Raw genomic sequence first — 13,924 nt, forward strand, 5'->3', positions numbered from 1 at the left:
CCCGACGCCCGGCCGACCACCCGAACCGAGCCGCGGCACACCGTTCGTGCCCCGCTGAGCTTCTGGGCGTCCCGGGCCCGGCGGCCGTCCGCTCAGCGGCCCACCGAGAGCTCGGACAGGCGCATCGCCAGCTTGCGCCGGACCGTCGGGTTGTGGCCGGCCACGGTCAGGAGGGTGTTGCGCACCACGCGAGCGACGTTCCCGTCGACGGTGGCGGCGCGGGTCATCCGGTCGGTCATCGCCACGACCTCGGCGGCCACCGGGCGCCGTACGGCCTCATAACCGTCCTCGGTCCCGGCGGCGAGGCGGCCGGCCAGGTCCACGGCGTCCTGGATGCCGGTGTTCATGCCCTGGCCTCCGGCCGGGCTGTGCACGTGGGCGGCGTCACCGGCGAGGAAGATCCGCCCGGCCCGGTAGTGGTCGGCGATCCGGTGGTGCACCCGGAACCGTGAGCTCCACGCGACGTCGCCGATCCGCGCCGGCGAGGCCTGCGGGCCCCGGGCGCGGAGGACGTCGCGCACGTCGTCGGCGTCCGGGTGCTCGGGCGCCTCGTCGACGGTGGCGACGACCCGATGCCGGCCGCCGGGAAGCGGGGCCACCACGACGAGTCCGTCCGGGGACAGGAACAGCTGGACCTGGTCGTCCGGCAGGTCCCACTCCACACGGACGTCGGCGAGGATGAACGACTCCTCGTAGGCGCCGCCGGTGAAGCCGATGCCGGCCTGCTCGCGGACGACGCTGTGCATGCCGTCGGCGCCGACGACGGTGCGCGCTCTGACGGTCGCCCCGTCCGCCAGCCGCACGGTGGCGCCCTCGGCGTCACCGTCCACCGCGGTCACCGCGCTGCCCCGGTGCACGTCGCCGCCGAGCGCTCGGAGGCGCTGGAGCAGGACCTCCTCGGTCGTGCTCTGCGGAATCATCAGCGTGTAGGGGTGCGCCGTGGGCAGCCCGCCGAAGTCGACCTTCATGAGCGTCCGGTCCCGGTCGCGGACCGTGAACGTCGGGACTATCACCCCGCGCTCGACCAGCTCGCCGGTGACGCCGAGCGGCTCGAGTACCTCGAGGGTGCGGGCGTGGACCACGGCGGCGCGTGAGGTGTTCGTCCCCTCGGCGGCCTTGTCCAGCAGCACGAAGTCCACTCCCCGGTCCGCCAGCGAGGCGGCGAGGGCCAGGCCCGTGGGGCCGGCGCCGACGATGACGACCTCGGTGGTGTCTGGAAGCTCAGTCATTTCGGTTCCCTCCTAGCGGCCAACGCTTGATGGCCAACGCCCGTTGACAATGAGACTAGCCGCCCGATGCGACTTTGCCAACACTCGTTGGCCTACACTTGTGGGCATGGCCTTCACCGCCCGATCCCAGGAGTCCCGCGCGGCGATCCTCGCCGCCGCCCGCCGCCGCTTCGCCGCCGACGGCTACGAGCGGGCGACCGTCCGCGCGATCGCCGCCGACGCCGGCATCGACCCGTCGATGGTCATCCGCTACTACGGATCCAAGGAGGGCCTGTTCGCCGCCGCGGTCGACCTCGACCTGCGGCTTCCCGACCTCGCCTCAATCCCTCCCGACCAGGTCGGAGAGATCTTCGTGCGCCACTTCTTCGAGCTGTGGGAGGGCGAGGGGCCTGGTGAGGTGCTGACCGTGCTGCTGCGGTCCGCGGTCACCAACGACGGCGCGGCCGAGCGCATGCGCACGGTCTTCGCCACCCAGGTCGCCACGGCGCTGGGCTCCGGCGAGGACGGCCCGACCCGAGCCGCCCTGGTGGCGAGCCAGCTGCTCGGCGCGGCGCTGTGCCGCTACATCCTGCGGCTGCCGCCGATCGTCGCCCTCGACGTCGACACGCTCGTCGCCGAGCTGGCCCCGACGGTTCAGCGGTACATCGGCGCGCCACTGGCCTGATCTCACCCTCCGTGTTACTCCAGAGGAATGGACGCCAGAAAAAGGCGCGACGACCCGGTGGCAGCGCACGTGGCCGAGCGGGTCGAGACGGGCCGCATCGACCTCGTCCGGTTCCTCTACGCCGACCACGGTGGGATCATCCGCGGCAAGTCCGCCGCCGGGGCTCGAATCGCCGACCGGCTGTACACGGGCATCGGGCACACCGTCGCGATGATGGCGATGACCATGCTCGACACGCTGCAGCCGGTCGCGGGCATGGGGCCCGTGGGCGAGGTCCGCATCCTGGGAGACCCGTCCACGTTCACGCCGCTCCCCTATGCCCCCGGCGCCGCCGCGATGCTGTCCGACCTCGTCCATCCGGACGGCGAACCGTGGGAGGCCTGCCCGCGCGCCTTCCTCAAGGACGCCATCGCCGCGCTGGCCGAGACCGGCCATTCCCTCGTCGCGGCGTTCGAGCCGGAGTTCACGCTGGGCCGCCGGATACCCGTCGACCAGGGCCCGGACCGGCTCGTTCCCATCGACGACAGCCTCTGCTACTCCGCGACCGGCTTCCACGCCGCGCACGACTTCACCGTCGAGCTGGTCCACGCCCTGGAGGCCCAGGGCATGCGCGTCGAGCACTACTACCCCGAGCTGGGGCACGGGCAGCAGGAGCTGTCGATCCGGCCCTCCGCCGCCCTGCGCGCCGCCGACAACCACGTGCTCTACCGCGAGACCGTACGGGCGGTGGCGATGCGCCGCGGGCTGTGGGCCTCGCTCGCGCCCAAGCCCATTCCCGGCCAGGCGGGCAACGGCTGCCACCTGCACCTGTCGCTGTGGTCCGGCGACCGCAACGTCTTCCACGATCCGGCCGGCGCGTACGGCCTGTCCGATGAGGGCCGCTGGTTCATCGGCGGGCTCCTCGCGCACCTGCCCGCCCTGACGGCCCTCACCTCCGGCACCGTCAACGGCTTCCGGCGCCTCGCCCCACGGTCGTGGGCGAGCGCGTACGCCTGCTACGGCATGGACAACCGCGAGGCGGCCATACGGATCTGCTCGCCGATGCGGGACGCGGCCAGGGAGACCACCAACCTGGAGCTGAAGCCGTCGGACTCCAGCGCCAACCCGTACCTGTCCCTCGGCGCGGTGATCCACGCCGGCCTGGACGGCATCCGGTCGAGGACCGATCCCGGAGCGGCGGTCGACGTCGATCCGGACACCCTCCCCGAGGCCGGCCGCCCGCCGCGCCTCCCCTCCTCCCTCGGCGAGGCGCTCGACGCCCTAGAAGCCGACACCCTGCTCATGAACGCCCTGGGCCCGCTGCGCAGCGCCGCCTACCTCGCCGTGAAACGCGCCGACGTCGAGGCGTTCGCCGCCCAGGACGCCGCCTACGAGTGCTTCCACCACTTCACGAAGTTCTGAGCGGGCCCGCACCGATCTAATTGACCATGCGCGACTACTCATGCGAGAGTAGTCGCTCGTGAGTGCTATTCGTCTCTTCGTGCTGAGCACCCTGGCCGAGCGAGGCCCGATGCACGGGCACCAGATGCGCCTGCAGGTCGCCGAGGACCGGGCCGAGCACTGGGCGGACGTCAAACCCGGCGCGCTGTACGGCGCGCTGGCGCGGCTCTCTCGCGAGGGGCTGGTCGCCGAGGTCCGGACCGAGCGGGAGGGCAACTATCCCGAGCGGACCGTCTACGAGATCACTGCCGACGGCCGGCGAGCGCTGAGCACCCTGCACGACCAGATGCTGCGGGCGGTCGTCGTCCCCACCGATCCGTTCGATCTCGCCCTCGCCCACTCCCGGACGGTCGCCGAGGAGACCCTGCAGGAGATCGTGAACGCGCGGCTGCTGGAGTTCCGGGCCCGGCTGACCTCGGCCGAGAGCCGGCTCGCCGCGGCCCGCCCCTGGCTGAGCGCGGCGGAGCTGGTCGTGTCGGAGCACCAGATCACCCGCCTGCGGGCCGAGGTCGACTGGCACGAGCACCTGCTCCAGACCCTCCCGAAGATCACCCGCGAAGGAGACTGAGATGCCCGAATTCCTGGTCACCGGCGCCACCGGGACCGTCGGCAGCGCCCTGGTCCGCCTCCTGTCGGCCCGGGGCGCCACCGTACGGGCGATGTCCCGCCACCCTGAGCGCGGCGACCGGCTGCCCTGCGTCGAGCCGTACGCCGCGGACCTGAACGACCCCGAAGCGGTCCGGCGGGCGCTGAGCGGCGTACGCCGGGTGTTCCTGCTGACGGGCGGGCCGGACGGTCCGCGGCAGGACCACATCGTGGCCGAGGCGGCCGCCGCCCTGGGGATCGACCATCTCGTCAAGCTCTCCGTCCTCGGCATCGACGAGGGTGCGGACGACCCGCTCACCCGCTGGCACCGGGAAGGCGAAGTGGCCGTCGTCCGCTCGGGCGTGCGCTGCGCGTTCGTCCGGCCGGGGGCGTTCATGAGCAACGCGCTGCACTGGACGGCGTCCATCGCCGCGGCCGGTGCGGTGTCCGTGCCCTTCGCCGACCTCCCGGTCGCCCCGGTCGATCCGGTCGACATCGCCGCCGTCGCGTACCACCTGCTCGTCGGCCCGGGCCCCACCGGCGCGGGGCATCCCGTGACGGGCCCGGAGGCGATCTCGCCGAGGCGTCAGATCGCCGTCCTCGCCGAGCTGCTGGACAGGCCCATCGGCGTCACCGTCCAGACCCCGGAGCAGTCCCGCGACCAGATGGTCGCGTACGGCATGGACGAGCGGCTGGCCGACGCCACGGTCGCCGCCATGGGCAGTCCCCTCCACGGGCGCGGGTGGACGCCCCTGCCGACCGTCGAGCAGATGACCGGGCTGCCGCCCCGGACCTTCCGGGACTGGGCCGCCGCCAACCTCACCGCCTTCACCGCGCAGGCGACGACCTGGTGATGGGTATTCTGCGAGGTTCCAGACGGAGCGGTGACGGATGGCGGGGAGATGCCGAGGACGATCGTGGTCACGGGGGCGGCCGGGTTCATCGGCGGCAACCTCGTACGGCACTGGCGCGCGGCCGAGCCGGCCGACACGATCATCGCGATCGACGCCCTCACGTACGCCGGTGACCTGAGGAACCTCGCGGGACTTGAAAGCGACATCGAGTTCGCACGCGCGAACATCGGCGACGAGGAGCGTATGCTCGCCCTGCTCGGCGGCCGGGAGATCGACGTCGTCGTCAACCTCGCCGCCGAGTCGCACAACAGCCTCGCCGTGGTCGAGCCGGAGCGCTTCTTCCGCACGAACGTCCTCGGCACCCAGGTGCTGCTGGACGTGTGCCGCCGGGTCGGAGTCGGGCGTTTCCACCACGTGTCGACCTGCGAGGTGTACGGGGACCTGCCGCTCGACGCCGCCGAGGGCTTCACCGAGACCAGCCCCTACCGGCCGAACACGCCCTACAGCGCCAGCAAGGCGGGCGCCGACCACCTGGTGCGTGCCTACCACAGCACGTACGGGACGCCGGTGACGATCTCCAACTGCGCGAACAACCACGGGCCGTACCAGTTCCCCGAGAAGGTGCTGCCGCTGTTCGTCACCAACGCGCTGGCCGGGCGGCCGCTGCCGATGTACGCCTCGACCCGCCACCGCCGGGAGTGGATCTCCGTCGCGGACCACTGCGCGGCGATCGCGGCGATCGTCGAACGCGGCGCCGACGGCGCCACCTACCACGTCGGCACGGGCGAGGAGGCGAGCATCGAGGACCTCGCCGACCTCGTGCTGGACGAGCTCGGGCTCCCCGCCTCACTGAAGACGGTGGTCCCCGACCGCCCCGGACACGACCGTCGTTACCTGCTCGACGCCCGAAAAATCCGCCGGGAGCTCGGCTGGCGGCCGACGGTCTCCTTCGAGACGGGGATCCGCGAGACGATCCGCTGGTACCGCGACCACCGCTCCTGGTGGGAGCCCCTGCTGTCCCGCCGCCTGATCACCGAAGACGCCTGGCCGGCCCGCCCCGCCGCCCACTCACCCGCCGCGCGTTCGTCCACGTGAGCCCCTGAAAGGGGACACTGCTCTCGCGCTCAGCGAGGATTCCCGCCATGGCCTGGTCCGTGGGTCACCGGGCGACGTCCGCCGGTCGGTCGGAGTCCCAGAACGCCTGCAGGGCGGCGGTGAAGCGCCTCGGCTCGTCCACGTTGGCCAGGTGGCCGGCTCCGGGGATCTCCTGGATCTCCGGGTGGGCGAGGCCGGCGGCGATGCGTTCGGCGCTGGAGCGGGGTGTTCTCGTGTCGTGTTCTCCGACGAGGAGCAGGACCGGGCAGTGGACGGTGGGCAGGAGCGGGCGAAGGTCGGTGGCGAAGCAGCGGCGGGCCGCCGCTGCGTACGACTCAGGTGGCGTCCCGCCCAGGACCTCGCGCAGGCGGTGTCCGTCCCTCTCCCGGGCCTCCGCACTCAGGGTGCCCGCGATGTACGCGTCGGCGAACGCGGGCATGCCCAGCTCCGCCGCGCGCACGACCGTCGCGTCCAGTTTCGCCGTGCGTTCCGTCGCGTCCAGGAACGCGAACGAACCGGACGCCGTGACCGAGCGCACGCGTTCCGGCGCCCGGGCGGCCAGGGCGAGCGCCTCGTTCCCGCCGAGCGACACGCCGACGACGTGGGCGCGGGCCGCTCCGGCGGCGTCGAGCAGCGACAGGAGGCCCGCGCCGGTGTCCGGGCCGGCCGGAGATCGCCCGTGGCCCGGCAGATCCACGATGATCAGGCGGCGCTCGGCGGCGAGGTACGGGGCGCAGGAGCGCCACATCGTGTGGTCGAGGCCGAGGCTGTGCAGCAGCAGGACCGGGTCGCGGCCGGAGTCCGTGCCGGTGATCTCGGCGAAGAGGCGGGTGGTCATCCGGTCACCGCCGCGGCGTGCCCCAGGTCCGCCGAGATCCGGGTGGCCGCCGTCGTGACGGCCGTGGCCAGGTCGCGCCGGTGCGCGGTGCCGAAGCGGGACTCGGGCACGCAGCAGCCGACGGCGGCGACCGCCGTGCCGGTGTAGTCCCGGATGACGGCGCCGATCCCGCACACGCCGGAACGCCACGACGACTCGTTGATCGCGTATCCCCGTTCGCGGACCCGTGCCAGCTCCTCGGCCAGCCGATCGGCCTCGGTGATCGTGTTCTCGGTGTAGCGCCGCAGTCCGGCGTCGGTGACGCGGGCGAGCTCGGCGGGCGGCTGGTGGGCGAGGAGGGCCCGGCCGGGGGCGACGCAGTGTGCCGGGGCGCGGGCGCCGACCCGGGACTGCGGTGCGACCGGCAGGCGGGAGTCCAGCTTGGCAATGTAGACGACCTCACCCCGGTCGTACACGCACAGGTGGACGACCTCGCCGGTGGCGGCGTTCAGCTCCTCCAGGTGCGGCCGGGCGACGTCGCCGATCCGTACTCCCGCCAGGACGCTCATGCCGAGCTCCACACAGCGCAGGCCGGCCCGGTACACGCCCGTCTCGGGATCCTGCTCGGCGTAGCCCCGGGTCACCAGCGTGGCGAGCAGCCGATGGGTGGTCGCCTTCGACCGCCCGCAACTCTCGGCGATCCGGCCGAGGGACCTGGGCCCCTCGGCCGCGAGGAGTTCGAGAACGTCGAGGGCATGGGCGACGGCCTGGACCGGCTGCTCGTCGCCGTCGTTTCGCGGCACCATGGACCGAGAAGATACGGAATGACGTTTCATTCTTCAAGAGCTTGCGGAACGCCGTTTCATTTCTCTAGGTTGCCCGCATGGATCTGATCGAACGACGCCTCTCCGAGCTGGGTGCGGTCCTCCCCTCGCCCATCGCCGCCCCGCCCGGCGTCGCCCTGCGGCTGGAGTTCGTCACGGTGGCGGGCCCGCTGGCGTACCTGTCCGGGCACGGCCCGGCCGACGGGCCGCGCCGGCTCGCCCGCGGCAAGGTCGGCGCGGACCTCACCGTGGAAGAGGGCCGGGCGGCGGCCCGGCAGTGCGCCCTCGCGGCCCTCGCCTCCCTCAAACGCGAGTTCGGCGAGCTGTCGCGCGTACGGCGGTGGGTCAAGGTCACCGGATACGTCAACTGCACGCCCGGCTTCGAGCAGACGCCGGCCGTCGTCAACGGCTTCAGCGACCTCGTCTGCGACCTGTGGGGCGACGCGGGCCGCCACGCCCGCTCCGCGATCGGCGTGTGCGCCCTGCCGTTCGCGGTGCCGGTCGAGGTCGAGGCGATCGTGGAGCTCGCCTGAGGTCCCGATCGTCGAGGTCGCTGGAGGTCAGGGGCGTCCAGGACCGTGACCAGCGTCGGCGCGCACGTCGTCTGAGGTCAGGGGCGTACGGGACCGCGGCCGGCGCCGGTTCGTGCCACGGCCACGGCGATCTCGGCCAGGTCCTCCGGTGTCAGCTCGAGCGACGCGGCGGGCAGCCAGCCGTTGACCTGCTCGGGGTTGCGGGCGCCGACGATCGCGCCGGTCACGCCCGGCCAGGCGAGGGTCCAGGCGACCGCGACGGCCGCCTGGGACACGCCGTGCCGTTCGGCGACCGGCCGCAGGGCGTCGGCCAGCGCGAGGTTGGCGTCGAGGCCGGTGGTGAAGTCCGGAGAGCGTCGCCGCCAGTCGTCGTCGGGAAGCGTGTCGGCCCGCTGCCGGGAGAACGCGCCGGTCAGCAGGCCGGACTGCATCGGCGAGTAGACGATCACTCCGGCGCCGTCACGGGCGCACCAGTCGATCTCCGGAGCGGCCATGCGGTCGATCAGCGAGAACGGCGGCTGCAGGGAGTCGACGTGCGCGACCAGCTCGGCCTTCTCCAGGCGCAGCGCGCTGTGGTCGGACAGGCCGATCGCGCGGACCTTCCCCTCCTGTTTCAACTCCGCCATCGTCTCCCAGTACTCCTCGACGGGCGTGCCGTCGTCGGGAGTCTGGTGCACCTGGTAGAGGTCGATCCGCTCGACCCGCAGCCGCCGCAGCGAGTCCTCGACCTCCCGGCGGATCGTCTCCGGCCGGGCGACGCGCGCGACGTCCCCGTCGGCCTCCCAGATCATCCCGCACTTGGTGAAGACATACGGGCGGTCGGACACGCCCTTGAGCGCCTGGGCGACGACCTTCTCCGAGTGCCCGAGACCGTAGACCGCCGCGGTGTCGATCCAGTTCACGCCCTGGTCGACGGCGTGCCGGATCGCCTTGATCGACTCCTCGTCGCTCTGGGGGCCCCAGCCGTACTCCCAGGATCCGCCGACCGCCCAGGCGCCGAACCCGACGCGGGTGATCTCCATGTCGGTCGTGCCCAGGCGCGCCGTGGGCAGCGTCATATGCTCCTCCTCGCCGGTCGGTGCGGGCGGTCAGCCCATCTCCTCGAGCTTCTTGCCCTTCGTCTCGTGCAGGAACCGGACGACGAACAGCACCGACAGCGCGGCGAAGACCGAGTATCCGACGTACGCCCCGGACAGGCTCCATTCCGACAGGCTGGGGAACGTCACCGTGACCAGCCAGTTGGCGATCCACTGGGCCGCCACGGCCACGGACATCGCGGCCGCCCTGATCTTGTTCGGGAAGATCTCACCCAGCATGACCCAGACGACCACGCCCCACGACAGCGCGAAGAACAGCACGTACGTGTGCGCGGTGAACAGTGCCACCAGACCCTCGGCGTGCGGCAGCCGGACCTCGGTGCCGCTGATCTTGTGCGCGGCGCTGAACGCCCAGGCCATCGTCGCCAGCGAGATCGTCATCCCGACCGAGCCGATCAGCGCCAGCGGCTTGCGGCCGATCTTGTCGACGAACGCGATCGCGATGAACGTGCCGACGATGTTGATGATCGAGGTCGACAGGCTGATCAGCAGCGAGTTGGTCTGCGAGATCCCGACCGAGTGCCACAGCGACGCGGAGTAGTAGAAGATCACGTTGATGCCGACGAACTGCTGCAGCACGGACAGGCCGATGCCCACCCACACGATCGGCAGCAGGCCCGCGGCGTGTCCCCGGATGTCCCGCAGCCGCGGCTTGTGCTCCGCGGCGAGCACGGACTGGATCTCCCGGACCCGGGCGTCGAGGTCGATGTGCTCGCCTTCGACCTCGGCGAGGACCTGGCGAGCCTTGTCGAGCTTCCCGTCCTCCACGAGGTAACGCGGCGACTCAGGGATGATCAGGGCGAAGATGAGGTACATCGCCGCGGGAAGCGCCGCGACGCCCAGCATCCACTGCCATGCCTCGATGCCGACCAGGTGGTTGCGGGTATTGCCGCCGGCCAGCGAGGCGATCGCGAAGTTCACTAGCTGCGAGATCGCGATGCCGAGCACGATCGCCAGTTGCTGGAAGGAGGCCAGCCGGCCGCGGTAGGCGGGCGGCGCCACCTCGGCGATGTAGGCCGGCGAGACCATCGAGGCCATCCCGATGGCGACGCCGCTGATGATCCGCCAGAACGCGAGTTCCCAGTCCGCGAACGGGAACATCGCCCCGAAGCTGCTGACCACGAACAGGATCGCGGCCAGCCGCATGACGAGGAGACGTCCTTTGACGTCGGCGAGCTTGCCGGCGATCGCGGCGCCGAGCGCCGAGCCGAGCAGCGCCGCGGACACGATCAGACCGGTGACGCCGGCTCCGACGCCGAAGTGGCCTTTGATGCCGTCCACGGCCCCGTTGATGACGGCGCTGTCGTACCCGAACAGGAAGCCGCCGAGAGCCGCGGCGGCGCTGATGAAGACGACATGCGCCAGGTGTTCCTGCCGTACGGCGGGAGCTTGTGTGGTCATGGTCATCCCGATCTACAGGTCGATGACGACTTTCACGTCGTCGCCGCTGCGGCCTTCGAGCGTCTCGGGCGCTCGCTCGAGGGGCAGCCGGTTGGTGATGAGTCGCGCCAGCCACGACCGGTCCGCGCGCAGGAGCGCCTCGGCGGCCAGTTCGTAGTGGCGATGGTTGGCGTTGACCGATCCGAAGACGGCGTCGTTCCCCAGGACGATCTCCCGGTTGAGCGAACCGGCGTCCACCTCGATCCGATGGCCCCCGCGCGAGACGCCCATGAGGCACACGACACTCGCCGCCGCGTTGTTGGTGATCGTCTCCATGACGAGGTGAGAGACACCCGTGGCCTCGATGACGATGTCCGGGCATGCCTTCGCGGTGACTTCGTCGACGGATCCCGTGTGGTACGTCGCGCCGAGATCGGCGACGATCTTCGGCTTCACCCCGCCGGTGACCCGGTCGAGCACGTGGACGTCGAGCCCTCGCTGCGCGCCCAGCAGGGCGGCCAGCAGGCCGATCGGGCCCGCGCCCGTCACCAGGAGCCGCTGGGGTTCGAACCAGGCCCGGCTGCCGATCCGCTCGATGTGGTCCCAGGCCTTGGCCACGATGCTCGTGGGCTCCATGAGGACGCCGAGGTCGCCCAGCGCCGGGTCGATGCGGACCGCGTAGTCGGCCTCGATCGTCCACCGCTCGGATCCGAAACCGTGGATCTGTTTGATGCCCCGTTCGGTGTACCGGCCATTGCGGCACATGTCGAACTCGCCGCGGGCGCACGCGCCGCACGGCACCGGGTCGGGCCGCCGTACGATGCCGACGACCAGGTCACCGGGGCTGAAGTCGCTGCCCTCGGGGGCCTCCCGGACCCGCCCGAGCGACTCATGTCCGATGATCAGCCGATTCTCGCCGGGTGGCGCCCAGCCGTAGTCGCCGGCGACGATCTCCCGGTCCGTGCCGCACACGCCGAGCGCGACGCCGTCGACGAGCAGTTCGCCCTCGCCTCGTGCGGGCTCGGGGACCTCGCCGACCTCGAGCGATCCCGCTTTCAACGGCACCACCGTAAGAGCACGCATGATCATCTCCCGCCCAGAGCCGCTTCCCCATTCCCCCGAAGTGACCTCGGCCCCGGATGCCCAAAATGTGCGTTTGTGACAACGGTACATCCAGCGTGATCAACCCGCCACGGAACGCACAGGACGACGGTCGCGCCGCTACGCCCGGACACCGAGCGGACCGCCCGATACACCGGGTTAAGGGCTATGTCACTTCTGTGGGACACGCCCCACCTGTGCCCCGCTCACCGGCGAACATGCTCGCTCGAGGCGGATTCGAGACGGACGTCACCCCGGATCGCCGTCGGCGACGGGAGAATCGGCACGCTCGAGCCGGCCGACGACCCGGGGCTCGAGCCGGCCGACGACCCAGGGCTCGGGTCCGGTCAGCGTACGGGGTGGCCCGCCTGGCGGATGGACTCCTTGACGTCGCCGATCTTGAGCTCGCCGAAGTGGAAGACGCTGGCGGCGAGCACCGCGTCGGCCCCCGCGTCGATCGCCGGGGCGAAGTGCTCGAGCGCGCCCGCTCCCCCGCTGGCGATGACGGGCACGCCGACGACCTCGCGAACCGCCCGCAGCATCTCCAGGTCGAAGCCGCTCTTGGTGCCGTCGGCGTCCATGGAGTTGAGCAGGATCTCGCCGACGCCGAGCTCCTCGCCGCGCCGCGCCCACTCGATCGCGTCCAGGCCGGTGCCGCGCCGCCCGCCGTGCGTGGTCACCTCGAAGCCGTCACCGGACCGGCGGGCGTCCACCGACAGCACGATGCACTGCGAGCCGAACCGGTGCGCCGCCTCCCGGAGGAACTCCGGCCGGGCGATCGCCGCCGTGTTGATCGATACCTTGTCGGCGCCGGCGCGCAGCAGCCGGTCGACGTCGTCGACGGTACGGATGCCGCCGCCGACGGTGAGCGGGATGAACACCTGCTCGGCCGTACGGCGCACGACCTCGTACGTCGTCTCCCGCTCGCCGCTGGAGGCGGTGATGTCGAGGAAGGTCAGCTCGTCGGCGCCTTCGGCGTCATAGCGCCGGGCCAGCTCGACCGGGTCGCCGGCGTCCCGGAGGTTCTCGAAGTTGACGCCCTTGACCACCCGGCCGGCGTCGACGTCCAGGCACGGGATCACCCGGATGGCGACGGTCATGGCCTGTCTCCGTCCTGGAGCGCCTCGGAAAAGGCGTCCACCTCGATCTCTACCAGCATCCGGTGATCGATGAACCCGGAGACCTCGATCATCGTCGTGGCCGGGCGGATCTCACCGAAGATCTCGTGATGCGCCCGCCCCGCCGCCTCGGCGTCGGCGATGTCCCGGACGTAGATCCGGGTCCGTACGACGTCCTCGGCCGCGGCGCCGGCCTGCTCGACCGCCTGCAGGGCGATGCCGAACGCGGTCTTCGTCTGGCCGTACGCGTCGTTCTCGTGGCGGACCTCGCCGTCCACGGTCGACGTGCAGCCCGCGACCAGCACCCACGGGCCGGCCACGACCACCCGCGAGTAGCCGACGACGTTCTCCCACGGGCCGCCCGAGGAGATCCGCTTGATCACGCGGCCCCTCCGACCGCCGCCAGGGCCTCTTCCAGGGTGAACGCGCCGGCGTACAGCGCCTTCCCGACGATGGCGCCCTCGACGCCGGCCGGAACCAGCGCGGCGAGCGCCCGCAGGTCGTCCAGGGAGGACACGCCGCCCGAGGCGATGACGGGGCGGTCGGTGCGCGCGCATACCTCGCGCAGCAGCTCGGTGTTCGGTCCCCGCAGGGTGCCGTCCTTGGTCACGTCGGTGACGACGTAGCGCGGGCAGCCGTCGGCCTCGAGGCGGTCGAGCACCTCCCACAGGTCGCCGCCCTCACGCGTCCAGCCGCGGGCGGCGAGCGTGGTGCCGCGCACGTCGAGCCCGACCGCGATCTTGTCCCCGTGCTCGGCAATGATCTTTCGGCACCACTCAGGGTTCTCCAGCGCCGCCGTGCCGATGTTGACGCGCGCGCAGCCCGTGGCCAGCGCGGCGGCCAGCGAGGCGTCGTCGCGGATGCCGCCGGACAGCTCGACCTTGACGTCCAGCTTGCCGATCACCGTGGCGAGCAGCTCACGGTTGGAACCCCGGCCGAACGCCGCGTCCAGGTCGACCAGATGGACCCACTCCGCGCCCGCACTCTGCCAGGCCAGGGCCGCCTCGACGGGCTCGCCGTACGAGGTCTCGGTGCCGGCCTCGCCCTGCACGAGGCGCACGGCCTGGCCGTCGGCGACATCCACCGCGGGAAGGAGCGTGAGAGTCATGCCCGTCAGCCTATCGAGCCCGCGCACCGCCCCCGGTCGCAGGCCGGTGGCGGTGCGCCGACCCGCCGGAGCGTACGTG

Annotated in this window: 15 protein-coding genes; 6 read left to right on the top strand and 9 right to left on the bottom strand. The window is 71.8% G+C overall.

Going from position 1 to position 13,924, the window contains the following annotated elements:
* Positions 1 to 92: 92 nt before the first annotated feature.
* Positions 93 to 1,229 carry an FAD-dependent monooxygenase gene (locus ACYVF7_RS42175; RefSeq protein ID WP_460351599.1) on the bottom strand — a complete coding sequence of 379 codons (1,137 nt, stop codon included), beginning with the start codon at positions 1,227 to 1,229 and terminating at the stop codon, positions 93 to 95.
* A 106-nt stretch (positions 1,230 to 1,335) separates the two neighbouring features.
* Here ACYVF7_RS42175 and ACYVF7_RS42180 point away from each other — a divergent pair, with 106 nt between their 5' ends.
* From ACYVF7_RS42180 to rfbB, 5 genes are read left to right on the top strand one after another with little or no spacing between them, the layout of a single operon-like run.
* Entirely contained in the window at positions 1,336 to 1,893 is a 558-nt protein-coding gene (locus ACYVF7_RS42180) for a TetR/AcrR family transcriptional regulator (RefSeq protein ID WP_460351600.1), read from the top strand.
* 27 nt (positions 1,894 to 1,920) lie between these two features.
* Positions 1,921 to 3,294: a glutamine synthetase family protein gene (locus ACYVF7_RS42185; RefSeq protein WP_460351601.1), complete on the top strand. Its 1,374-nt coding sequence runs from the start codon at positions 1,921 to 1,923 to the stop codon at positions 3,292 to 3,294.
* A gap of 58 nt (positions 3,295 to 3,352) precedes the next feature.
* A complete protein-coding gene (locus ACYVF7_RS42190; protein WP_460351602.1) occupies positions 3,353 to 3,901 on the top strand; it encodes a PadR family transcriptional regulator in 549 nt (182 codons plus the stop codon).
* A gap of 1 nt (position 3,902) precedes the next feature.
* The gene (locus tag ACYVF7_RS42195) at positions 3,903 to 4,772 is read left to right on the top strand and encodes an SDR family oxidoreductase (RefSeq protein WP_460351603.1); all 870 of its coding nucleotides are present in this window, start codon (positions 3,903 to 3,905) and stop codon (positions 4,770 to 4,772) included.
* 48 nt (positions 4,773 to 4,820) lie between these two features.
* Positions 4,821 to 5,867, top strand: a complete 1,047-nt coding sequence (gene rfbB / locus ACYVF7_RS42200) for a dTDP-glucose 4,6-dehydratase (RefSeq protein ID WP_460351604.1) — start codon at positions 4,821 to 4,823, stop codon at positions 5,865 to 5,867.
* 64 nt (positions 5,868 to 5,931) lie between these two features.
* On the opposite strand, the gene ACYVF7_RS42205 is transcribed toward rfbB, so the two are convergent.
* A complete protein-coding gene (locus ACYVF7_RS42205; protein WP_460351605.1) occupies positions 5,932 to 6,705 on the bottom strand; it encodes an alpha/beta fold hydrolase in 774 nt (257 codons plus the stop codon).
* Positions 6,702 to 7,490 (bottom strand): IclR family transcriptional regulator, encoded by a 789-nt coding sequence (locus ACYVF7_RS42210; RefSeq protein ID WP_460351606.1) that lies wholly within the window; start codon positions 7,488 to 7,490, stop codon positions 6,702 to 6,704. The genes ACYVF7_RS42205 and ACYVF7_RS42210 overlap by 4 nt, the downstream gene beginning before the upstream one ends.
* A 77-nt stretch (positions 7,491 to 7,567) precedes the next feature.
* On the opposite strand from ACYVF7_RS42210, the gene ACYVF7_RS42215 reads away from it, so the two are divergent.
* Positions 7,568 to 8,041, top strand: coding sequence for a RidA family protein (locus ACYVF7_RS42215; protein WP_460351607.1), 474 nt, complete (start codon positions 7,568 to 7,570; stop codon positions 8,039 to 8,041).
* 77 nt (positions 8,042 to 8,118) lie between these two features.
* On the opposite strand, the gene ACYVF7_RS42220 is transcribed toward ACYVF7_RS42215, so the two are convergent.
* The 6 genes from ACYVF7_RS42220 to priA form a co-directional block, all read right to left on the bottom strand.
* A complete protein-coding gene (locus ACYVF7_RS42220; protein WP_460351608.1) occupies positions 8,119 to 9,099 on the bottom strand; it encodes an aldo/keto reductase in 981 nt (326 codons plus the stop codon).
* 30 nt (positions 9,100 to 9,129) lie between these two features.
* The gene (locus tag ACYVF7_RS42225) at positions 9,130 to 10,545 is read right to left on the bottom strand and encodes a sugar porter family MFS transporter (protein ID WP_460351609.1); all 1,416 of its coding nucleotides are present in this window, start codon (positions 10,543 to 10,545) and stop codon (positions 9,130 to 9,132) included.
* 6 nt (positions 10,546 to 10,551) lie between these two features.
* A complete protein-coding gene (locus ACYVF7_RS42230) occupies positions 10,552 to 11,601 on the bottom strand; it encodes a glucose 1-dehydrogenase (protein ID WP_460351610.1) in 1,050 nt (349 codons plus the stop codon).
* 365 nt (positions 11,602 to 11,966) lie between these two features.
* Entirely contained in the window at positions 11,967 to 12,719 is a 753-nt protein-coding gene (hisF, locus tag ACYVF7_RS42235) for an imidazole glycerol phosphate synthase subunit HisF (protein WP_433185257.1), read from the bottom strand.
* Positions 12,716 to 13,120: a RidA family protein gene (locus ACYVF7_RS42240; protein ID WP_460351611.1), complete on the bottom strand. Its 405-nt coding sequence runs from the start codon at positions 13,118 to 13,120 to the stop codon at positions 12,716 to 12,718. Before ACYVF7_RS42240 ends, hisF begins: the two co-directional genes overlap by 4 nt.
* The gene (priA, locus tag ACYVF7_RS42245) at positions 13,117 to 13,845 is read right to left on the bottom strand and encodes a bifunctional 1-(5-phosphoribosyl)-5-((5-phosphoribosylamino)methylideneamino)imidazole-4-carboxamide isomerase/phosphoribosylanthranilate isomerase PriA (protein WP_460351612.1); all 729 of its coding nucleotides are present in this window, start codon (positions 13,843 to 13,845) and stop codon (positions 13,117 to 13,119) included. The genes ACYVF7_RS42240 and priA overlap by 4 nt, the downstream gene beginning before the upstream one ends.
* Between the last annotated feature and the right edge of the window lie 79 nt (positions 13,846 to 13,924).

Source organism: Actinoallomurus acanthiterrae (genome assembly GCF_054775715.1).

Bases quoted from the DNA above. Each gene is read 5' to 3' on its own strand.
- ACYVF7_RS42175 (WP_460351599.1), bottom strand. From the start codon at position 1,229: ATGACTGAGCTTCCAGACACCACCGAGGTCGTCATCGTCGGCGCCGGC.
- ACYVF7_RS42180 (WP_460351600.1), top strand. From the start codon at position 1,336: ATGGCCTTCACCGCCCGATCCCAGGAGTCCCGCGCGGCGATCCTCGCC.
- ACYVF7_RS42185 (WP_460351601.1), top strand. From the start codon at position 1,921: ATGGACGCCAGAAAAAGGCGCGACGACCCGGTGGCAGCGCACGTGGCC.
- ACYVF7_RS42195 (WP_460351603.1), top strand. From the start codon at position 3,903: ATGCCCGAATTCCTGGTCACCGGCGCCACCGGGACCGTCGGCAGCGCC.
- rfbB (WP_460351604.1), top strand. From the start codon at position 4,821: ATGCCGAGGACGATCGTGGTCACGGGGGCGGCCGGGTTCATCGGCGGC.
- ACYVF7_RS42205 (WP_460351605.1), bottom strand. From the start codon at position 6,705: ATGACCACCCGCCTCTTCGCCGAGATCACCGGCACGGACTCCGGCCGC.
- ACYVF7_RS42210 (WP_460351606.1), bottom strand. From the start codon at position 7,490: ATGGTGCCGCGAAACGACGGCGACGAGCAGCCGGTCCAGGCCGTCGCC.
- ACYVF7_RS42215 (WP_460351607.1), top strand. From the start codon at position 7,568: ATGGATCTGATCGAACGACGCCTCTCCGAGCTGGGTGCGGTCCTCCCC.
- ACYVF7_RS42220 (WP_460351608.1), bottom strand. From the start codon at position 9,099: ATGACGCTGCCCACGGCGCGCCTGGGCACGACCGACATGGAGATCACC.
- ACYVF7_RS42225 (WP_460351609.1), bottom strand. From the start codon at position 10,545: ATGACCATGACCACACAAGCTCCCGCCGTACGGCAGGAACACCTGGCG.
- ACYVF7_RS42230 (WP_460351610.1), bottom strand. From the start codon at position 11,601: ATGCGTGCTCTTACGGTGGTGCCGTTGAAAGCGGGATCGCTCGAGGTC.
- hisF (WP_433185257.1), bottom strand. From the start codon at position 12,719: ATGACCGTCGCCATCCGGGTGATCCCGTGCCTGGACGTCGACGCCGGC.
- priA (WP_460351612.1), bottom strand. From the start codon at position 13,845: ATGACTCTCACGCTCCTTCCCGCGGTGGATGTCGCCGACGGCCAGGCC.